We start from the raw sequence: 21,287 nt of genomic DNA, 5'->3' as shown, positions 1-21,287 counted from the left end.
CGTGGAAGCCCTCAAAGCTCAGTTTCCCGCAACGAACTTCACGCTATTAGCGGTCGTCCTCGCCCTGCCGCTCATCGGCGCCTTCGTGAACGGCGTCTTTGGCAAGCGGCTCGGCAAGGCCGGCGTCCGCCTGATGGCCCTCTCGGCCCTCGGCGGCTCGTTCATCGCGGCGCTCGCCACCTTCCTCCTCCTGCCGAAGGGGGAGGGCGGCGGCACGCTCGCTTGGACCGCCTGGCGCTGGTTCTCGTTGAACGGGCGGATGGGGCAGACGATCCCCATCGATGTCGCCTTCAGCGTCGACGCGATGAGCGCGACGATGATGCTGGTGGTCACCGGCGTCGGGTTCCTGATCCACCTGTACTCGAGCGAGTACATGATCAAGGACCCGGGCTACCACCGGTTCTTCGCGTACTTGAACCTCTTCTGTTTCGCCATGTTGACGCTCGTCATGGCGGACAACATGGCCGTGCTCTTCGTCGGCTGGGAGGGCGTCGGCCTCTGCAGCTACCTCCTCATCGGCTTCTGGTTCGGCGAGGAGAAGAACGCGACCGCGGGCAAGAAGGCGTTCATCGTCAACCGCATCGGCGACTTCGGTCTGCTCGTGGCGATGGCGATCCTGCTCTACTACACGGGATCGCTGCGCTTCGCGGAGATCAACGCGAACGCGCGGAACCTGCTCGATCCGGTCACGATCTGGCCGTTCGGCAACCTCCCGATCGAGTCGCAGTGGGACGCGGCGAACCCGAGCGCGAACGCGCTTTACAAGGCGATCGTGCACCTGTTCCTGCCCGAGAAGGGCATCCAGGTCTACGCGTCGACGCTCGTGGGCCTCGCGATGTTCCTCGGCGCTGCCGGCAAGAGCGCGCAGATCCCGCTCTACGTGTGGCTCCCGGACGCGATGGCGGGTCCCACGCCGGTCTCCGCGCTCATCCACGCGGCCACCATGGTCACGGCGGGCGTCTACCTCGTCGCGCGCACGTCGGCGGTGTTCCTGATGTCGCCGGCCGCGATGGCGACGGTGGCGGTGCTCGGCTGCGCCACGGCGATCTTCGCCGCGTCGATCGGCCTGTTCCAGCACGACCTGAAGAAGGTGCTCGCCTACTCCACGGTGAGCCAGCTCGGGTTCATGTTCATCGGCGTCGGCGTGGGCGCGTTCGCCGCGGGCTTCTTCCACGTCTTCACGCACGCGTTCTTCAAGGCCTGCCTCTTCCTCGGCGCCGGCTCGGTGATCCACGCGATGCACGCGCGGATCCACGACACGGACAAGTCGCAGGACATCCGCAACATGGGCGGCCTGAAGAAGTACATGCCCATCACGCGGTGGACGTTCCTGCTCTCGTGCTTCGCGATCGCCGGCGCGCCTCCGCTCGCGGGCTTCTGGTCGAAGGACGAGATCCTCTGGCGGGCGTTCTCCACGAAGATCGTCGCGCCGGAGGTCGGCCGCCTGGAGCCGCTCTGGACGTGGCCCTCGTGGCTCGGCCAGACGATCTACTGGGTCGGCGTCGTCGCCGCGACGATGACGGCGTTCTACATGTTCCGCGCCTACTTCCTCACGTTCCACGGCGAGTTCCGCGGATGGAAGGTCGTCGCGGGCTGGAAGGAGCCGAAGCACGCGCACGGCCATGACGATCATGGCCACGACGATCACCACGACCACCACGACGACGGCACGCCGCTCGAGGGGCCGAAGCCCCACGAGTCGCCGCTCGCGATGACGCTCCCGCTCATGGTGCTCGCGGCGTTCGCGGTCTTCGCCGGCTTCCTGATGGCGGAGCCCATCCACTTCGAGCCGCTCGGGCACATCCTCGCGCCGGTCTTCACGCGTGCGCACGACGCCGTCGTGCTGCGCGGCGAGGGCGTCGAGAAGCTCATGTGGCCGATGATGGGCCCCGGCGTGGCGGCCTTCCTCGCCGGCACGGGCGCGGCGATGGTCGTCTACCTGAACAAGGGCGGCGCGCCGGAGGAGGCGTTCAAGAAGGCGGCGCCGGGCCTCTACAAGCTCATCTACGACAAGTGGCGGATCGACGAGCTCTACGACGCCGTGGTCGTCGGGATGGTGGACGCGCTCGCGGACATCTTCACGACCGCGGACAAGTGGCTCATCGACGGCGTCCTCGCGAAGCTCACGGCGGCGATCGTCGCGTTCTTCGGGACGGTCCTCCGCACGTTCCAGACCGGCCGCGTGCAGGTGTACGGCGCCGCGATGGCCATCGGTCTCGCGGGCGTGGGCTTCTTCCTGGTCCGCCCGCACGCCGACGCGACGGTCGACGATTCGAAGCTCCGCTCGGCTGGCGAGGTGGTCATCTCGGCGGCGCCCGGCCCCGGGTATGAGTACCGCTGGGAGGGCACGGGGACGGAGCAGAAGGACTTCGGCCCGCTGCGCGAGGTCCGCATCAACGTCAATCCCGGGGAGACGAAGGACGTCAAGCTGCACGTGCGCAACGCGTTCGCGCAGGAGGCGACCCACTCGTTCGCGATCACGCGGCCTGGCCGCGGCTTCCCGTCCTCGGCGGCGCCCGTCCCGGTCGTGCCGGGCGGCGTGGTGCCGGCGGGCGGCGGTAGCATTCCTGCGAAGGACATCCCCGGGCTCATCAACCCGCGAGGCGCACAATGAGCCCGCTCGATCTCGTGTTTCAGTACTGGCCTGCGATCGGCGCGGGCATCCTCGGCGCGCTCGTCCCGCGGGGCGACGCGTCGACGAAGCAGCGCGCCGGCCTCGGCCTCATCGCGGCCCTCACCACGCTCTTCGTGATCTGGCTCTGGCCGACCGAAGGCGGGGCGCAGGCGGCGCAGGCTGCGGAGGCCGCGGGCGAGTGGCCGCATCTGCTCAACCTGCTCATCGCGCTGCCCATCGTGGGCGCGGCGGCGGTTCTGTTCATCCCGCGCCAGATGCTCTCGGTGCTCCGCGGCTTCACCTACCTGGTGCTCGGCATCGGGTTCGTCGCGTCGCTCTGGCTGCTCACCGTCCCGATGACCGCGGGCTGGCACTTCCAGTACATCAAGGACTGGATGCCCTCGCTCGGCATCCGCTACCACGTCGCGATCGACGGCATCAGCCTGTGGCTCGTGCTCCTCACGACGTTCGTCACGCCGATCGCGGCGTACGCGTCGTTCGGCTCGATCAAGACGCGCATCAAGGAGTTCTGCTTCGCGCTCCTGCTCCTGCAGGGCGGGATGATCGGCGCGTTCCTCGCGCTCGATCTCTTCCTGTTCTACGTGTTCTGGGAGCTGATGCTCGTCCCGATGTTCATGATGATCGGCGTCTGGGGTGGCGCGGATCGTGTGAAGGCGGCGATCAAGTTCTTCCTCTACACGATGGCCGGCTCGGTGCTGATGCTGGCCGCGATCATCTACCTCGTCTGGACGCACCAGAAGCTCACGGGTGACTTCACGTTCGACTACCTCGCGCTCTCGCGCGTGGTGCTGTCGAAGAACGCGCAGATCATCTGCTTCTGGGCCTTCTCGCTGGCGTTCTTCATCAAGGTGCCGATGTGGCCGGTGCACACGTGGCTGCCGGACGCGCACGTGCAGGCGCCGACGGGCGGCTCGGTGATCCTGGCCGCCGTGATGCTGAAGCTCGGCACCTACGCGTACATGCGCTTCTCGATGGGGCTCTTCCCGGGGCCCGCCTCGAACCTGTCGGCGAACCTGGCGGGCGTGGCGATCCTGGGCGGCATCCTCTACGGCGCGCTCGTCGCGTGGAAGCAGCGCGACGTGAAGCGCCTCGTCGCGTACTCGTCGGTCGCGCACCTCGGCTTCGTCATGCTGGGGCTCTTCAGCGCGACGCCGACGGGCATGCAGGGCGCGGTGCTCCAGATGGTCAACCACGGCGTGTCGACGGGCGCGCTCTTCCTCCTCGTCGGCGTCATCTACGACAGGCGCCACACGCGCGAGGTGGACGAGTTCGGCGGGCTCGCGAAGGTGATGCCGATCTACGCGGTCGTCTTCCTGATCGTGACGTTCGCGTCGGTCGGCGTTCCCGGGACGAACGGGTTCGTCGGCGAGTTCCTCGTCATCATGGGCACGTTCCTCTCCGAGCGGCTCGGCAAGTTCGCCGGGATCCACACGGTGGGCGCGGCGGCCGGCGTGATCCTCGCGGCGGTCTACATGCTCTACGTGGTCCAGAAGATGTTCTTCGGGCCGCTCACGAACCCGAAGAACAAGCACCTGCCCGATCTCACGGTGCGCGAGTCGCTCGCGCTCGCGCCGCTCGTGCTGATGATCTTCGTCATCGGGTTCTTCCCCTCGATCTTCCTCGATCGGATGAAGGAGTCGATCCTGCTCCAGCACAACCAGTACAAGGTCGTTTCGGGCCAGGCGATCCTGTTCGCGGACGAGCGGGACGCGAAGCTCTTGCCCGAGGACACGTTCTCGCCGGCGTTCCTGAAGGGCATGCCCAAGAAGGAGAAGCCCGCGGAGCCCCCGGCGGGCGCCGAGGGCTCGCAGGCGGCGCTCGGTGGTGAAGGGAAGGTGGCGCAGTGAATTCGGGGCTCTTCCTCGGTCTGTCGCCGCTGCTCGTCGTCAGCCTCGGCGGCCTGCTCCTGATGGTGGCGGAGGCGTTCTCGAAGCGCCGCGTCGACGAGACATCGGACGATCGTGACGCCGGTCCCTCGTCGGAGCTCTCGCTCGGCACGGCCGTCACGCTGCTCGCGGGTGCGGTCTTCGCCGCGGCGATCTGGTTCGTGGGTCCGGAGAAGCTCGAGGGCGCGTCGTCGGTCGCGCCCTGGGTGATCGTCGACCGCTTCACCCTGTTCTTCTCGTTCGTGCTTTGCCTCGGCGGCGCGCTCGCCGCGCTTCTCGCGGGCGGCTACCTGCCGGAGCATCGGCTCGATCGCGGCGAGTTCTACCCGCTCATCATCTTCTCGACCGTCGGCGCGATGATCCTCGCTTCGGCGGGTGATCTGCTCTCGCTCTTCCTCGGGCTCGAGACGATGTCGCTCGGCGTGTACGCGATGGTCGGCTTCCGCCGCGCCTCGCTGCGCAGCACCGAGGCCGCGGTGAAGTACTTCCTGCTCGGGTCGTTCGCGGCCGCGCTCCTGCTCTACGGCGGGGCGCTGCTCTACGGCGCGACGGGGCACACGGATCTCGCGGGCATTCGCGAGGCGATCGCGAACATGCAGCCGGGCAAGGGCTCGAACTTCGCGCTCGTGATCACGGCGGCGGTGCTCATCATCGTGGGCCTCGCGTTCAAGGTGAGCGCGGTGCCGTTCCACATGTGGACGCCGGACGCCTACGAGGGCGCGCCGACGCCGACCACGACGTACATGGCCGTGGCCGTGAAGTGCGCGGCGTTCGCCACGATGCTCCGCGTGCTCATCGGCGCGTTCGGCGAGGGCGGGCTCGAGTCGTGGGCGGCGGGCTGGCCTCCGGTCGTGGCCCTGCTCGCGGTGCTCACGATGACGGTGGCGAACCTCGTCGCGGGCCAGCAGGAGTCGGTCAAGCGTATGCTCGCGTATTCGAGCATCGCGCACGCGGGGTACGTGCTCGTGGGCGTCGTCGCGACGATGCGCGCGGGCGGCGACGCGCAGGGCAGCGTGATGTTCTACCTGCTCACGTACACCGTCTCGACCGTCGGCGCGTTCGGCGCGCTCATCCTGATGGGCAGCCGCGGCGCGGAGGCGGTGAGCTACGAGGATCTCGCGGGCGTGGGCAAGCGGCACCCGGCCGCGGGCTTCGCGTTCTCGCTCTTCCTGCTCTCGCTCGCGGGCGTGCCTCCGACGGCGGGCTTCTTCGGCAAGCTCTACATCGTCAAGGCGTCGATCGGCGCGGGGCTCTACCCGCTCGCGATCATCCTGCTGCTGAACAGCGTGATCTCCGCGTATTACTACCTGCGCGTGATGGTCTACATGTACATGCGCGAGCCCGCGCCCGGCGCGCCCATCGCGAAGCCGATGCGTTCGGGTTATGTCGCGACGGCGCTCGTCGTCGCCGGCGTGCTCGTCCTCGTCCTCGGCCTGTGGCCGACGACGTCGCTGCAGATCGCGGTCGAGGCGGCCCTCGCCACGCGCTGACGGAGCGGGCCTTCGGGCTCGCTCCGCGTTCCTCGCTCCCCCTACAATGAACTCCTTGCCCCGGCGACGGCTGTGCCGCAGCATCGCCGGGGGTATGGCAACGAGGTTGACATGATCCGACAACTCGGTTGGCAGGGTTTGCGGCGAACTCCCTCGAAACGGCTGCGATCCGGCGCGGCGCAGGGCTTGCCCCCGTCCGGGGCGATGAACCGAACGTCGATGTCCTGGCTCCTGGTGGTCCCCTGTGTCGCCGCGCTGGGCTGTCAGAACCAGCCTACGGGGGCCGATGCGAAGCCCACGACCACGCAGGCGGCGGCGCCTGGATCCGGCGCGCCGCAGGCCTCGGCGGCGGCGCCCGCGCCGAAGGGGCCGATTCCGAACGGCATCGGGCGCCCCGACGCGGACATCGCGAAGGTCGTCAACCCGAAGGGGGAAGCGCCGTACGCGGGCCCGAAGGCAACGGTGCGCGGCACGGTGCGCATCAAGGGCGACGCGCCGCCCGCGACGAGCTTCTCGTTCCCCGCGGGCAAATGCGGCGAGGCCGCGGCGACGTACGGAAAGCTCTTCCGCGTGGGGCTCGAGGGCGCGGCGGCCGACGTGCTCGTCGCGGTGACGGGCTATAGCGGGTTCGTCCCGGCACGCGAAGAGGCCGCGAAGATCACCATCCACGGCTGCGCTTTCGGGCGCCGCACGATGGCGCTCACGTACGGGCAACGCATCGAGGTCGCGAACATCGACAAGATCGAGAGCTACATGCCGTACGTCGACGGCGCGCCCAAGAAGGCGGTGCTCGTGGCCGTGCCGGGCGGCGCGCCGGTGAAGCTCTACGCGTTCGAGCCTGGGCACTACATGCTGCGCGACGAGCTGCCGAACCCGTTCCTCACGGCGGACGTCTACGTGCTCGCGTACGCGACGCACGCGGTCACGGGCCTCGATGGGCAGTACGAGATCCCCGGCGTCCCTGTGGGCGAGGTGCGCGTGAGTGCGTTCCTTCCGTCGATCGACAAGGTCGTCGAGCAGCGCGTCACGCTGAAGGAAGGCGACAACACGATCGATCTGAACCTCGAGTTCGACGCGAAGAAGGACGACCCCGAGGTGAAGAAGAAGGCCGCGGCGGAGAAGAAGGCCACGGACGAGAAGGGTTCTCCGGACAAGGGCGAGAAGAAGTAGCGCTACTCGCCCTTGCCCGACGGTTCGAGGAGAGCACGCACGCGCTTGCGGGCGGCTTCGAGCAGCGGATCGGGCGAGGGTGCGTCAGGGGAAACGAAGTCCGTGCCGGCGAAGGCGCGCGCGGCGTCGCGGCCCGCGCGCCGGCCGAGCAGGTCGGTGAAGAGCAGACGCGCGAGCGGGGAGGGCGCCACGGTGGGCGTGTCCTTCGGAGCGTCGAGCGCGGATGCGAGCAGGGCCGTGTCGCCCGCGAGATCCGCGGCGACGGCGAGGGCGATGCGCGCGGAGCTCGACGAGGGATCGGCGCCGAGGACGAGCTCGGCCTGGTCACGCGCGAGGCGCGGGAGGCCGAGCGCCGCGGCACGAACGGCGAGCTCGGGCGCGGGGAGGCGCGCGCGACGAGCAGCCTTTCGGGCGGCAGCGAGGTCGCCGGATCGGAGGGCCGCGTCGACCTCGGCGAGCGGGGCGAGCGCGGGCACCTCGGAGGCGATCCGATCGGCGAGGCGAGGCGCGCGCTGTCGCAAGGCGCGGGCTGCTCGCTCGGCGGTCACCGCGTCGTGGCGGCGCAAGGCGAGCTCGTAACGAGCGAGCCAGCCTTGCACGGAGGTCGGTCGCTCGATGACGAGCGCGTCGAGCGTGCGTTCGGCCTCGGCGACGCGACCCGCACGTTCGAGAAGCGAGGCGTAGAGCAGGACGGCCTCGTCTTGCTCCGAATCGAGGGCGACGGCGCGCGCGGCGTGCTGCAGCGCCTCGGCGACGCGCCCGCTGTCGGCGGCGCAGCGCGCGCGGGCGCGGGCGAGGGGCTCGTAGGTCGGGTCGAGCTCCTCGGCGCGGGTGAAGGCTTCGCCGGCGGAGGCGCGCGCGTCGGGGCTCGCGCAGGAAGCCGCGCCGAGACGCGTCCAGACCTCGACGCTCTTCTCGTCGTGCTCCGTCGCGCCTCTGTAGAGCATGATCGCGAGCGGCAGATCGCCGTGCGCCTCGGCCTCCGCGCCGCGCGCGTAATACGCGTACGCCTCGTACGAGATGAAACGTCCCTTCGTGGGCACGCCGTCGATCACGCGGATCACCGTCGGATCACCGCAGCCCGACGCGAGGCCGAGCAGCGTGATCACGGCGGCGACGATCGCAGCCGAGCCGCGGCGTCGGCTCATGCCCACCTCGCGATCACTTCGAGCAGCCGATCGTTCTCTTCACGTGTCCCGATCGTGATGCGCAGGCGGTTCGCGAGGCGCCCGCCGCGCGCATGAAAACTCCGCACGAGGATCTTGCTCGCCGCGAGCCCCTCGAAGACGTCCTTCGCGGGACGTTTCGTTTCGACCCAAAGGAAATTCGCGTCGCTCGGGGAGACCCCGAAGCCGAGCCGCGCAAGCTCACGACCGAGCCTCTCGCGCTCCGCCACCACGTGCGCGACGACGTGATCGATCTCGGCGCGGAGCTCGCGCAGGACGAGCGTGGCGGCGCGCTGCGAGGGCGCGGGGACGTTGTAGGGCTGTCGCACCTTGTCGACCTCGCGGACGAGCTCGGCCGACCCCACGAGCCAGCCGACCCGCAGCGCCGCGAAGCCGATCTTCGAGATCGTGCCGAGCATCGCGACGTTCGGGTAGGCGTGGCGGAGGTGCGCGATGCTCCCGGGCGCGAACGCGACGTAGGCCTCGTCGAGCACGACGAGCGCATCTTCGGTGGCCTCGATCACGGCGCGGATCCGATCCTCCGACATGCGGTTTCCGGTCGGATTGTTCGGCGTCGCGAGGAAAACGATGTTCGGCTCTCCGGCCTCGATCGCCGCGCGCATCGCCGGGACGTCGAGATCCCAGCGCTCATCGAGGGGCACGTCGAGGACACGCATCCCGCGGGCCGCCGCGCTGAGCCGGTACATGACGAACGTGGGCGACGGCGTGAGGATCGTCGCCGCATCGGCGCCCGCGCGCGGCTGCGAGAGCGCGGTCAAAAGGAGCGCGATCACCTCGTCGGAGCCCGTGCCGACGAGGATCTCGTCCGGCGTCGCGCCCACGTGCGCGGCGATCGCCGCGCAGAGCTCGCTCGCCCGCGGATCTGGATATCGCTCGAGCCCGCCCGCCGCGAGCGCCTGCGCCACGGCGGCATGCGCGTCCGGCGAGAGCAGCGGCGGGGCCTCGTTGCCGTCGAGCCGGATCTCGTAGTCGCCCGCGTGCGGGACGTACGCGGCGAGGTCCGCGAGCTCGGGGCGGAGGAGGTGGGCGAAGCGGGGCGCGGTCATGCGAGGCACCTCGGGATCCACGCGTCGGCGCGAATCAGCGCGGCAGCTTAGCCTCTCCCGCGCCGGGTGGCTCGCAGGGCTCGGATCCGTTCGTCGTTCGGGCACTCCGCTCCGAGGGCCCGCCCGTCGCCCGGTGATGCAGGGCCATGTGGCCGCGCTGGATCCCTTCGGTCGAGAGCGCGCGCAGGGCCGAGAGGTTCGTCGCGAGGCCCGTGGCCGCCGCGACGGCGGCGAGCTCTGCCGCGGACGTCACGCGGAGCAAGGCGAGCGCGAGGCGGGCGCCTGGGTGCGCGCGGAGAGCGCCGCCGACGATGCCGAGCGCGAGCGGAAGCGCAAGCTCTCCTTCGAGGACCCGCTCGTCGTCCGTGAGGCGCCAGGTGGCGAGCGGGCGGTAGCTGCCCTCGCGCGCCGCGTATGCATGGGCGCCGGCCTCGACCGCGCGCCAGTCGTTGCCCGTCGCGAGCACGACGGCGTCGACGCCGTTCATGATGCCCTTGTTGTGCGTGACGGCGCGGTAGACGTCGCGCTCGGCGAACGCCGAGGCCTGCGCGATCCCGCGGGCCGCGTCGAGCCCGGACACGCGCGCGCTCGCGAGCTCCTCGACGGGCAACCGAACACGCACGCGGGCGACCCGCTCGTCGCAGTAGTTCGAGAGGATGCGCAGGCCGAGCGTCCCACATGCGAGCTCGGCGACCCGCGGTCCCACGGCTTCGGCGACGGTGTTCACGAGGTTCGCGCCCATCGCATCGAGGCAATCGACGTGCACGTGGACGACGATCATGCCGCCGCCGAGATCACGCACGGAGGTGCGGCGCGCGCCGCCGCCGCGGGCGACGAGGTTCCCGATCGCCTGGTTCGCTCGCGCGACGAGCTCTCCGTTCACGCCCTCGATCCGCGTGAGCGCTCCTTTCGGATCCGCGACGTCGTGCACCTCGATCTGCGCGACGACGATCGACGGATCGATCTCCGCGACGAACCCGCCGGCCTTGCGCGCGCGCTTGGCGGCGTGCGAGGCCGCGGCGATGACGCTCGGCTCTTCGATCGCCATGGGCACGAGGTAGTCCTTGCCGTTGACGCGCACGCCCGGCGCGACGCCGAACGGCAGGGCCAGCGTGCCGAGCGCGTTCTCGACCATCGCGTCGGCGGTCGACTCGTCGAGGCCGCCCGATCGAAGCGCGTGTTCGAGCTCCGTGGGCGAGAGGCCGACGAGGCGCGCGACCTCGGCGCGTCGCTCGGGGATGGAGAAATGGCGCAACGAGGGAAGGGGAAGGGGAGGGTCACTGTGCATGGTCGCTCGGGAGGGATAACGCGCCTCCATGCGCATGTTCCGTGGAGACTCCGCGCAGCGAGGATGATGAGGCGCGGGAGGATCGGTGGGGGAGGTCGCGGCGGCTCGCTCGGGTCGTTCAACCGACGGAGAGCCCGGGCGGGCCGATCCGCGTGTCGAGCGGGTCGAGGTTTCGTGCGGCCGCGCGTGCGCGGAAGGCTGCGGATGAAGGCGCGCGGCCGACCCACAGCGCGATGTCGCCGCCGCCGGCGCCGCTTGGTCCGAAGCTCGCGCCTTCCGCCTGCGCGAAGGGGCGGAGCTCGGCCACGTCGTCCACCACGATGGGAGCGGAGGCGGCACGACCGAGCTCGGCGAGAGCGTCGATCTGCGCTGCGATCGCTTGCACGAACCCGGCGGCATCCTGCGCTTCGAGCGCGGCTTGCGCGCCGTCTGCGATCTCGTCGAGCAGGTGCCGATACGTCGCCGGATCCGTCGTGCGGAGGGCCTGAACCTTCTCGACGAGCGCGCCCGTCGAGGCTGCCGTGGGGCACGCGAACACTTCGAGGACCACGCCTTCGGGCAGGTTGAACGGCATCACATCGAGCGCGTGATCGGGAGCGAGCCGGCACGCGACGATCCCACCGAACACGCTCGACGCGACGTCGATGCCACTGCCGCGCGGTTGTGCTTTTCGGTGCGCGGCGAGCGCGAGCGGAAAGACGGCCTTCCGCAGCGCGGCCTCGTCCCTGATCGCCCCTGCGAGCGCCGCGCCGATCGAGGCAACCAGGATCGCCGCGCTCGATCCGAGCCCGAGCTTGCGCGTCGTGCCGTCGGGCATCGGCGCGCGCAACGCCGACGCGTCGAACGCGGGCGCAGCTTCGAGGACACCGGCGTCGATCGCCGCGCGCACCTCCTCCGTCACGAGCTCGCTCGTCCGGCTCGCATCCGCCGTCACGTACCGATCGACGGCTGCGACGAGCGCAGGCGCACCTTCGAGGACGGCATACGCCCCCGAGACGACGATCTTTCCAGGCGCCCGCGCGATCACGTTCGATCCAGAATCCGCGCGCCCTCGCCGGGCGACGTCACGATCGTGCGTTTGACGCCCGGCACCTCCGCGAGCGCGGCCGTCACGCGAGGCTCGTCCTCCGGCGTCGTCAGAACTTTTACGTGAGGCCCGGCGTCGATCGTCGCGTACGCGAGGAGCCCGCGCGCCCGGAGCCTCCGCACCTCTTCGAGCGCCTCCACCGTGCCGCCGTTCCAGTAGAGCAGGCCCGGCCGTGCCGCGATGCTCGTCGCGTGCATGGCGAGCGCGCTCTCCTCGGCGGCGACGCCGAGCGCTTCGAGATCCCGACGCAAGATGGCGTCGCGCACGCGGGCGCAGAGCGCGGGCGCGGACTCGACCCACGCCGGAAAGTATGGGCTCGTACGAACCGTGTGCTCCATGCCGTTCGTCGAGCTCACGGCCTTCGGGCCTTCCCGCGTCACCGCCACGACGATGCGCATCGGCAGGTGCTCCGGCGGCGCGACCGGCACCGCCGCGAGATCACCCTCGCCGGGGCTGCCCACCGGCAGCTCCACGAACCCGCCGAACGCCGAGCGCGCTGCCGACACCGAGATCCGCCGCGCGAGATCACTCACCCGCGTCGGAGCCGTATCGAGCCCCGCCGCGCTGAGCGCCGCGAGTGCGAGCGCCGAGAAGCCCGACGCGCTCGACGCGAGCCCCGAGGCCGTGGGGAAATCGTTGCTGCTCTCGACGCGAGCACGCTCCGTGATCCCCGACGCGCCACGCACCCGATCGAGGAGTTTTACCACACGGCCATGCGCGACCTCGTCGGCCGGCGCGCCGCCGAGCAGGAACGTGTCCTCCGCGAGCGCCGGATCGAACGTGACGGTCGTCGTCGTGGCCATGCCCGCGAGCGTCACCGAGAGGCTCGGGACCGCGGGCTGGTTCACCCCGTCCGCTCGTTTGCCCCAGTATTTCGCCAGCGCGATGTTCGGATGCGCCGTCGCCTTCGCAGCGCGTATCGTCACGACAAACCTCCTTCGGCGCCTTGCGTCTCCGCGCGCCTGCCCGCGCCGATCCGCGCGCAAAACCCTTCGTAGTGGCCCTCGGCGCTCCGCCAGGCGTCGAGGATCCGCGCGGCGCTCTCGGCCTCGCGTTCTTCGTCTCTCGTGCCGTCGCTCCGGAACGAGGGCGGCACGAGCGCGATCACGCACCCGCCTCCGCCGCCGCCCGTGAGCTTCGCGCCGAGCGCGCCCGCGGACCGCGCGAGCCCGCAGAGCTCCTCGATCTCGCTCGTCGAGACGAACAGGCCGGAGAGCACGAGCTGGTTCATGTTCATGAGATCGCCGAGCGCGCGCATGTCGCCGGCCTCGATGGCGAGCACCGCGTTGCCCACGATCGACGTCACGGCGTCGATGGATCGCTTCACGAGCGCGGGATCCTTCGCGTGTTGCGAGGCGATGAGCTCGACCGTCGTCTTCGTCGACGACGGCTGTCCCGTGGACCCCACGCAGAGCACGAGATCCTGGCGCGGCGTGATCGAACGCGCGCCCTCGGCCCGCGTGAAGCGAAAGATGCCGCCTCGGGCCGCGGCCGTCGCGTCGATCCCGGAGGGGTTGCCGTGAAAGATCCGCTCCCACGCGGCCGCGCGCGCGAGCACGCGTGCCTCGATCGCCGCGTCTTCCTCGGGCCTCACCTCGTCCCCGCGCACGAGCGTCTCCGCCGCGCGCGCGATCGATACAGCGAGCGCCGCCGAGCTGCCAAGCCCTCCGCCAGGCGGCAGATCGCACCGCGCCTCCACGTGCACGGGCGGGATCGCGGGAGCGACCTCGAGGAGCGCGAAGAACGCTCGCCCCAGATCGTTCGAGGACGAAGCATCCGCGACGACCGTGCCGTCCCCGATCTTCAACGTGCTCGGCCCGGCCGGCAGGCGCGTCACGACGGCGCGCGCCCCACGATCGAGGCCAGCCGCGATCGCGGGCGACCCGTACACGACCGCGTGTTCGCCGAAGAGGATCACCTTCCCCGACGCGGATCCCTCGGCGCTCGCCTTGCCCGTCACGATCGCGCCTCCGGCGCTTCCGGACGCACCCGGAGCGCATCCACCACGCCGGCGAGGATCGAGCGCGCCGCGGCCGATACCGGCATCGACGCGAGCTCCTTCGCCGCGGCCCCGCAGAGCGCCAGTTGCCGCTCCTCCACGGCCCGACGCGCGCCCGACGTCACGAGCGCCCGCGTCGCCGCTGCGATCGCCTCCGCGTCCGCATCCGCGCGCCCATGCGCCCGCGCGAGCGCGCGGCGCTCCTCCTCGTTTGCCAGCCGCTCGGCCTCGGCCACGAGGCACGTGCGTTTGCCCGCCACGATGTCGTTCCCCACGGGTTTGCCCGTCTCGGCGTGATCACCGAACGTCCCGATGAGGTCGTCGCGGAGCTGGAACGCGATCCCGAGCGGCGCGGCGAAGCGCGCGAGCGCCGCGTGGAGCTCCGGCGAGCCTCCTGCGAGCGCCGCCCCGATGCTGAGCGGCCCGCGCATCGTGTAGCTCCCCGTCTTGAGGTCGTGCATCGTCTCGACGTCCTCGGCCTTGCCGAGCACGTCGATCTGCTGGCCGAGCACCACGTCCTCGTGGATCCGCATGAACACCTGCATCACCTCGAGCCGCCGCGCCGCGGGCAGCGCCGCGATCGACATCAGCGTCTCCACCGCGAGCCCCCACGTCATGTCGCTCGCGAGGATCGCCGCCGACGCGCCGAGCCGCTCGCCTCCGAGCTCCTTCGTGAGCGCCGCGTGCACGCTCGGACCGCCGCGCCGCGTCTCGTCGCCGTCCATCCAGTCGTCCTGGATGAGCAGGTAGCTCTGCAGCAGCTCGAACGCGACGCCGGCGTCGATCGCCACGTCGAGCGCGCCTTCGCCACCGGCGACGATCCAGCCGGCGGCGATGAGCCCTGCGCGCACGCGTTTGCCGCCGCGCAGCGAGAGGTCCCGCGCCGCTTCGAGCATGGCGGCGATCGCGGGCCCGTACGTGCGCGCCCGCGTGATCTTCTCGTCGAACCGCGCGGCGATGCGGCGCTCGATCTCGGGCTTGATCTGCTTGAGCAGCGCGAGGAACGCGTTCCCGTTCGTGGCGGGCTCGGCCGTCGTCGGGGAGGGGCCTTGGTTCATAGGGCGCGCGAGCGTAGGAGCCGCTCGCGGGTCGGTCAATGGAAGGGCCCTCGCGCGTCATCGCCCCCTTCGCACATGACGCGCGAGCGCCCTGCGGAGCGGACCACGATCACGAGCGCCCGCCGTCACGGGATCGATCTCTGCGAGCAGCACTACGAGCGCCCGTGATCGAGCTCGAGCTTCCTTGTGCGCCTCCGCGTCGCCGCGAGCCTCCGCGAGCGCTTCCATCCGCCGGCTCGTCGCGAGCGCGGCCGGCAGCGCGGAGAGCGCCACGTACGTCGCATACAGATTTTCGAGCGCTGCGGCATGGTCCGGCGCGAACGAGAGCGCCGCCTCGAAATCCGCCGCGGCCTCGCGCAGCCTCCCGAGGCGCCTGCGTAACGTCCCGCGCGCTGCGTGTCCCTCTGCGAAACCCGCGACGCGCTCGAGCCCCGCCGCATACACCCGCTCCGCCTCCACCACGTCGCCTGCGGACTCGTGTTGCGCCGCGAGCGCGAGGTACGCCGGCCCGTACGTCGGATCGAACGAGATCGCTTCGAGCAGCCGCCGCATCGCGGTCGCGTTGTCTCCGCGCGCTGCGTGCGCCGTGCCTTGCCGCACGAGCTCCGCGGCTTGCTTCGTCGCCCAGCTCGTCCCCTCGTCCTCTCCGCGCGCTTCCCCGGCGAGCGCGACGACGAGCGCCGCGCATCCGAGCGTGCTTGCGCGGCGTCGGACCTTGTCGTGCACGAGGGCCGCATCGTAGCCGGGCCTGTGCGCACGCACATCGCTCGTGTACGCTCGCCGCACGGATCCTTCATGGCGACGTGCCCCACCTGTCGGACCCAGTACCCGGACGACATCTCGACGTGCGCGAACGACGGCGTAGCGCTCGTCCCGGACGACACCCTCGGGCCCGTCGAGCCGCCCCTCGCCGCCGGCACGATCGTCGGCGAGTACCGCATCGAGGGAAAGCTCGGCGAGGGAGGCTTCGGCGCCGTTTACCGCGCCGTTCATCCCGTGATCGGCAAGGCCGCGGCCATCAAGGTCCTCTCGCGGGAGTTCTCGGGCAACCCGCAGATCGTCTCGCGGTTCGTCGCCGAGGCGCGCGCGGTCAACCAGATCCGCCACCGCAACATCATCGACATCTTCTCGTTCGGCGTGCTCGACGATGGCCGCCAGTACTACGTGATGGAGCTGCTCGAGGGCCTGACCCTCGATGCCTTTCTCCGTCAGCGCGGCCGCATCCCGCCCGAGGAGGCGATCCCCATCCTCGCGAAGGTCGCGCGCGCCCTCGACGCCGCGCATGCGGCCGGCATCGCGCATCGCGATCTCAAGCCGGAGAACATCTTCCTCGTGTACGACGAGGACACGGGCCTCTTCCCGAAGCTGCTCGATTTCGGCATCGCCAAGCTCCTCGGCGACTCCGCCGGCGCCCACCACAAGACCCGCACCGGCATGGCCATGGGCACGCCGCTCTACATGTCGCCCGAGCAATGCCGCGGAAAGAACGTCGATCAGCGCACCGACATCTACTCCTTCGGCATCGTGGCCCACGAGCTGCTCACGGGCCGATTGCCCTTCGAGGCCGAGGACACGATCGATCTCCTGATCAAGCAGACCTCCGCGCCCGCGCCGCCGATGTCCACGGTTTGTCCGGACCTCCCCGCGGCGCTCGACGCGCCCGTCTTGCACATGCTGGAGAAGGATCCGGCGCGCCGGCCGCGGACGGTGGGCGAGGCGATCGAGGCGATCGCTGCGGCCGCGCGAGGCGCGGGCATCGAGGTGAAGACGGTCGTATCGCGCCCGCAGCCCGGACAGGGCTCGATCCGCGTCGTCACGGATCCCTCCGCGGACCAGGGCAAGACCGAGGCGATGGCCGTGACCCAGGGCATGCCGTCCGAGTCGACGAAGCCGAGCGCGGGCAAGACCGAGCTCGCGCTTCAGACTTCGACGGTAGGGGAGGGCGAACGCAAAGGACGCGGAGGCTCGCAGCCGCTTCTCGTCGCCGGCCTCGCGGTCGCCTTGCTCGCGGCCGTGGCCTTCGGCGTCGTGGTGATGCGCCGCCCGGCCGATGAAGGCGCGCACGCTGCACCTTCTGCAAACGTTGCGGCACCAACGATCGAAATCACGAAGCCGATTCCCTCGGCGCCGGCGGTGGTCCCCGCGTCGAACTCCCTGAGCCCGGACGCTCCTCCTGCTGCGGTGAAGATCACCGTCGACACCCGCGTGCCGGGCGTCGAAGTTTTTCTGGGAACGAAGCGGCTCGGCGCCGCGCCGGGGCCGATCGAGATCCCGCGGAGCACGTCGGAAAAGCTCGTGTTCAAGGCGAAGGGGTACATCGATCTCCCGCGCGAGATCCCCACCGAGGACGGCACGCTGGTGGTCGAGCTCAAGCCCCTGCCTCGCGGGCCCGTCTACTCGAAGGACGTCGAGAACCCCTTCAAAAACTGAACGAGGACCCATGCCGCGGAGAACATCTCGTCTCGTGGGAACGTCGCTCGGGCAGATGCTCCTCGCGTCGCTGCCCCTCGCGCTCGGCTGCGCGGATCTCTCGCCCATCGAGGAGGGCCGCTGCGGCAACGGGGTCGTCGAGAGCGGCTACGGCGAGGACTGCGAGCCCGTCGTCGACCCGGGCAAGAGCACGACGCCCGCGCTGACCTGTTACGACACGAGCAGCCAGCACCGGTGTCGTTACGACTGCAGCCTGGATCCCAAGGCGTGCCCCATGGGCTGGAAATGCGGCTCGGATGGGGTTTGTCGGGAACCTACACCGGCCTTCGTGCGCGCCGGCGTCCCCGTCGCTTCCGAGACGCCCGGCCAGCTCTTCCTCGCCGACATGGATGGCGACGAGCGAAGGGACGTCGTCGCGGCGGGCGCGACCTCGATCAGCGTTCACTACGTCGATCCGGGCGGCCTCCTCGGGAGCACGACCCGCATCCCGACGGCCGGCGTGCTCGCGGCGAGCGCGGATCTCAACAAAGACGACGTCGGAGATCTCGCCGTGCCTTCGGGTCGTGGCATCGGCGTCATGCGCGGGCAGCGCACCCGCTCCCTGGATCCCGCGAGTTTTCCGACCATCTCCGGTGACGGTGAGGCCGAGGTCTACCTCCGCGCGATCGACGCCGATCCCTCCGAGGACATGCCGGGGCCCGAGCTCTGCGGCGTGGCGAGTACGGCGCTCGGCTCCGTGTTCGTGCGTGTCGACGAGACCAAGCCGCCGTCCGCGTGGTTGAAGGCGCCGCTCGGCAAGGACGTCGTCGGCCTCGATCAAGCGTGGGCCGGCCCGTTCAAGCGTCCGTGCCAGAAGATCGCGGTGCGATCGAGCGCGGGCGCAGAGAACGTCGTGAAGGTGTACGCGCCGTGCGTCGAGACGAACGAGGCCATGGAGTACCCGCCGGTCTTCGACGAGCTCGTCACGGTCGGGCTCCCGGGACCGCCGCTCGAAAAGAAGACCCTGCTGAAGGACGTGCCCAACAAGGCGACGCTCATCGAGTACCAGATGACGAACGGCGTCTTCTTCACGTACGTGAACGCCGACGCGTATCCGGATCTCGTCGCCCCGGTGCTCCTCGACGACGCGCTCTGCGGGAACAAACCCTGCGGAGGACTCGCCGTCGCCTACGGCCTCGTCGACGGGACCTACGACAGCGCTGCGCCGCAGGATCCGCTGGCCCTCCAGGGCGACAACAAGGCCGGCCTCCTCTACGTGAACATCGGCGTCCTCGCGCCGCTCGCCCTCGGCCACCTCGACGACGACGGCTTGATCGACATGGTCGATCCCGGCGGACTCGCGTTCGGCAAGAGCCCCGAGGCTCAAGGAGCGCTCCCCACGGTCGAGCGACGGGGCTACGGATCGGACGATCCCAACTTGCGGCGCGCCGTGATCGGCGACTTCAACGTCGACGGCTTGCCGGACATCGTCGCCTCTTCGGGGAGCGGCATCGGCTTCTTGAACAACCTCGGGAACGGGCTCTTCAGCCCCAGCGAGATCGGCAAGGCGGGCGCCGTGAACGACATCGGCGTCGCCGACGTCGACGCCGACGGACTCGACGACGTGGTCTTCGGCGAGACCGTCGCGGACCCCGACAACCCCGCTCTCGAGCGGACGGCGCTCTCCATCGCGTACGGCCGACCCACGGGCACGCCCGAGACGCCCGTCACGATCGCGCGTTTCCCTGCCATCTCGCAGATCCTCCCGATCGATCTCATCGCGCTGACCGGCGATCTCGCGACGGATCTCGTCGTGCTCTACCCCAATCAGCGCAGCGCCCCGGCCGACGGCTGGAGCACGAGCGCCGTGCTCGGGAGCAGCATCCGCCAGATCCAGTCCGCCATCTTCCTCACGGAGGGCAAGCTCGAGAAGGCGCGTTATCCCTACCTGCCGCTGCTCGGGCGTTTCTCGAAGGACGACGACGCGCCGGATCTCGCGGCCATCACGCTCACCGAGAGCGGGTCCGTCTCCGCGGATCTCTGGTGGGTCCCGCTGTCTTCGGGGCCGACGCTGGAGCCGTCGACCGCGCTCATGCGCAAGCCGCTCCTCGCGTCGCTCTACGACAAGTGGATCACCACGACGAGCGCGGTCGTCGTCGATCTCGACAAGGATTCGATCGACGAGATCGTCGCCGTGGTGCACGCGTCGAGCAGCGACGCGCAGCCCATGGCGCACCTCCTGATCGCCAAACCCGGCGCCGATCCCGTGACCGCTCCGTCGTTCCCGATCACGGGCCGCCTCTACACGAGTCTGCGCGCCACGGACTTCGACGGTGACGGCGACGACGACATCCTGGCCATGGAGATCTCGATCCAGGCGCTCGGAGAGGGCGAGGCTCGTTTCGTCACGACGCCGATGCTGATCGCGAACGAGGGCGGAAACCTCGTCGATCCGGTCCCGATCGTCTCGCTCGCCGACGTGACGTTGTGCCCCGACGCGCCCGAGGTCGGTGGTGTCATCGTCACGGCCCTCGACGTCGTCGATGCCAACACCGATCCCCGCAAGGAGCTCGTGCTCATCGGCCCCACGGGCACGTACCTCTACCATCGCGTCGTCGAGACCGGCGCGGACGGCAAGCGCGTCGAGAAGGATGCCGTGACGTGTCTCCGCGACGCTCCCGCGGGCACGACGATCGCCGCGGGCGAGCTGACGGGCGACGGCGTCGACGACATCGCCATCGGGGCCGACGGGAGCATCTACATCCTCGCCGGAGTGCCGAAACGTCCATGAGACACGTTCCTCATGCCGCGCGCCTTCTCTCCGTCGTCCTCTGCTTCGCCGCGCTCGCGCCGAGCCCCGCGCGCGCGGCCGAGGACGTCGAGAAGGCCAAGGCGCTCTTCAACGCCGGCGCCAAGGCCTACACGAACGGCCGCTATCTCGTGGCAATCGACTCCTTCCGCGAGGCCTACGCGGCGGCTCCGCGCCCGGCCACGATCTTCTCGCTCGCGCAGGCGTACCGCCGTCAGTACTTCGTCGACAACGACCCCGAGAAGCTCGAGCAAGCGCTCGCGAACTACCGCCTCTACCTCGAACAGGTGAAAGAAGGCGAGCGGCGCGCGGATGCCGTGGCCGCGCTCGGAGAGCTCGAAGTCATCGCGGCGACGCGCTTGCCGCGCGACGGGACGTTCACCTCCACCACGCCGAACGCGGGCTCCGATTCGCCGAAGACCAAGATCACCATCACCTCGCCCACGCCTGGCGCTCGTATCTCCCTCGACGGCGGCAAGCCCATCGAGCCGCCGCTCTCCGAGGCCGTCACCCCCGGCAAGCACCGGTACAAGATCAGCGCCGAGGGCTACATCGACGAGGAGCGCGAGATCAACATCGCCCCGGGCGATCAGCGCGCCATCGAGAGCGAGCTGCGCGAGCGCCCCGCGCTGCTTCAGATCAACGGCCCGGCGGGCGCGACCGTCGCCATCGACGGCAAGCTCGTCGGCACGACGCCGCTGCCCGCGCAGGAGCTCGAGCCCGGCACGCGCTTCATCGCCGTGTCGCGCAACGGCTTCCAGCCGTACTCCCGGGAGATCGTCGCGCAGCGCGGGGAACGCGACTCCATCGACCTGAACCTCGCGCGCACGCCGCAGCGCTACGTGTCGTACGTCTTTTTCGGCGCCGGCGCGCTCACGCTCCTCGGTGGTCTCGGCGCGGGAGGGAAAGCCCTCCAGGCCGAGGGCAAGGCCGTGAAGCTCAAGAACGCCGGGCTCACCGAGTCCACGCTGCGCTCGTACAACGACGCCCTCGTCGAGCGGGACGCCTCGACGACCGCCGCGGGCGTCGCGCTCGGCGTCGGGGCCGCGCTCGGGCTCACGGGCTTCGTGCTCTACGCCTTCGACGCGCCGTCCTTGCCGCTGCCGCCCGCGCGCAACGAGAAGAAGCCGGAGCCGAAGGAGAAGGGCTCGCCGATGGACATGGCCATCGCGCCCGTCGTCGGTCCGGGCTTCGCGGGCGCTGCCGTCATCGGTCGTTTCTAG

The 21,287-nt window shown here is 70.3% G+C and carries 15 protein-coding genes; 7 read left to right on the top strand and 8 right to left on the bottom strand.

Annotated features, from left to right (window positions below):
* Position 1 precedes the first annotated feature (1 nt).
* The 4 genes from nuoL to QHF84_RS03640 all read left to right on the top strand — a co-directional run bounded on the left by nuoL (position 2) and on the right by QHF84_RS03640 (position 7,181).
* Positions 2-2,614 carry an NADH-quinone oxidoreductase subunit L gene (gene nuoL, locus QHF84_RS03655; protein WP_281311748.1) on the top strand — a complete coding sequence of 871 codons (2,613 nt, stop codon included), beginning with the start codon at positions 2-4 and terminating at the stop codon, positions 2,612-2,614.
* Positions 2,611-4,482, top strand: coding sequence for an NADH-quinone oxidoreductase subunit M (locus tag QHF84_RS03650; RefSeq protein ID WP_281311747.1), 1,872 nt, complete (start codon positions 2,611-2,613; stop codon positions 4,480-4,482). The genes nuoL and QHF84_RS03650 overlap by 4 nt, the downstream gene beginning before the upstream one ends.
* Positions 4,479-6,011, top strand: coding sequence for an NADH-quinone oxidoreductase subunit N (locus QHF84_RS03645; protein ID WP_281311746.1), 1,533 nt, complete (start codon positions 4,479-4,481; stop codon positions 6,009-6,011). Before QHF84_RS03650 ends, QHF84_RS03645 begins: the two co-directional genes overlap by 4 nt.
* A gap of 219 nt (positions 6,012-6,230) precedes the next feature.
* Positions 6,231-7,181: a hypothetical protein gene (locus QHF84_RS03640; protein WP_281311745.1), complete on the top strand. Its 951-nt coding sequence runs from the start codon at positions 6,231-6,233 to the stop codon at positions 7,179-7,181.
* A 2-nt stretch (positions 7,182-7,183) separates the two neighbouring features.
* Here QHF84_RS03640 and QHF84_RS03635 read toward each other — a convergent pair whose 3' ends face one another.
* The 8 genes from QHF84_RS03635 to QHF84_RS03600 form a co-directional block, all read right to left on the bottom strand.
* Positions 7,184-8,329: a tetratricopeptide repeat protein gene (locus QHF84_RS03635; protein ID WP_281311744.1), complete on the bottom strand. Its 1,146-nt coding sequence runs from the start codon at positions 8,327-8,329 to the stop codon at positions 7,184-7,186.
* A complete protein-coding gene (gene hisC, locus QHF84_RS03630; protein WP_281311743.1) occupies positions 8,326-9,414 on the bottom strand; it encodes a histidinol-phosphate transaminase in 1,089 nt (362 codons plus the stop codon). The genes QHF84_RS03635 and hisC overlap by 4 nt, the downstream gene beginning before the upstream one ends.
* Positions 9,415-9,448: 34 nt before the next feature.
* Entirely contained in the window at positions 9,449-10,669 is a 1,221-nt protein-coding gene (locus tag QHF84_RS03625; protein ID WP_281311742.1) for a hydroxymethylglutaryl-CoA reductase, degradative, read from the bottom strand.
* A gap of 151 nt (positions 10,670-10,820) precedes the next feature.
* Positions 10,821-11,729, bottom strand: a complete 909-nt coding sequence (locus tag QHF84_RS03620; protein WP_281311741.1) for a hypothetical protein — start codon at positions 11,727-11,729, stop codon at positions 10,821-10,823.
* The gene (gene mvaD / locus QHF84_RS03615) at positions 11,726-12,715 is read right to left on the bottom strand and encodes a diphosphomevalonate decarboxylase (RefSeq protein ID WP_281311740.1); all 990 of its coding nucleotides are present in this window, start codon (positions 12,713-12,715) and stop codon (positions 11,726-11,728) included. The genes QHF84_RS03620 and mvaD overlap by 4 nt, the downstream gene beginning before the upstream one ends.
* A complete protein-coding gene (mvk, locus tag QHF84_RS03610) occupies positions 12,712-13,749 on the bottom strand; it encodes a mevalonate kinase (protein WP_281311739.1) in 1,038 nt (345 codons plus the stop codon). The genes mvaD and mvk overlap by 4 nt, the downstream gene beginning before the upstream one ends.
* The gene (locus tag QHF84_RS03605) at positions 13,746-14,846 is read right to left on the bottom strand and encodes a polyprenyl synthetase family protein (protein WP_281311738.1); all 1,101 of its coding nucleotides are present in this window, start codon (positions 14,844-14,846) and stop codon (positions 13,746-13,748) included. The genes mvk and QHF84_RS03605 overlap by 4 nt, the downstream gene beginning before the upstream one ends.
* A gap of 57 nt (positions 14,847-14,903) precedes the next feature.
* The gene (locus QHF84_RS03600; protein ID WP_281311737.1) at positions 14,904-15,632 is read right to left on the bottom strand and encodes a tetratricopeptide repeat protein; all 729 of its coding nucleotides are present in this window, start codon (positions 15,630-15,632) and stop codon (positions 14,904-14,906) included.
* Positions 15,633-15,641: 9 nt separating this feature from the next.
* Here QHF84_RS03600 and QHF84_RS03595 point away from each other — a divergent pair, with 9 nt between their 5' ends.
* From QHF84_RS03595 to QHF84_RS03585, 3 genes are read left to right on the top strand one after another with little or no spacing between them, the layout of a single operon-like run.
* Entirely contained in the window at positions 15,642-17,276 is a 1,635-nt protein-coding gene (locus QHF84_RS03595; protein WP_281311736.1) for a serine/threonine-protein kinase, read from the top strand.
* A 34-nt stretch (positions 17,277-17,310) separates the two neighbouring features.
* Positions 17,311-20,046 carry an FG-GAP and VCBS repeat-containing protein gene (locus QHF84_RS03590; RefSeq protein WP_281311735.1) on the top strand — a complete coding sequence of 912 codons (2,736 nt, stop codon included), beginning with the start codon at positions 17,311-17,313 and terminating at the stop codon, positions 20,044-20,046.
* Positions 20,043-21,287: a PEGA domain-containing protein gene (locus tag QHF84_RS03585; protein ID WP_281311734.1), complete on the top strand. Its 1,245-nt coding sequence runs from the start codon at positions 20,043-20,045 to the stop codon at positions 21,285-21,287. The genes QHF84_RS03590 and QHF84_RS03585 overlap by 4 nt, the downstream gene beginning before the upstream one ends.

The organism is Polyangium sp. y55x31, assembly GCF_029946505.1.
GTDB lineage: Bacteria > Myxococcota_A > Polyangia > Polyangiales > Polyangiaceae > Polyangium.
Note: the sequence above shows the minus strand (reverse complement) of the source record. Positions and strands in the feature narration are given on the sequence as shown.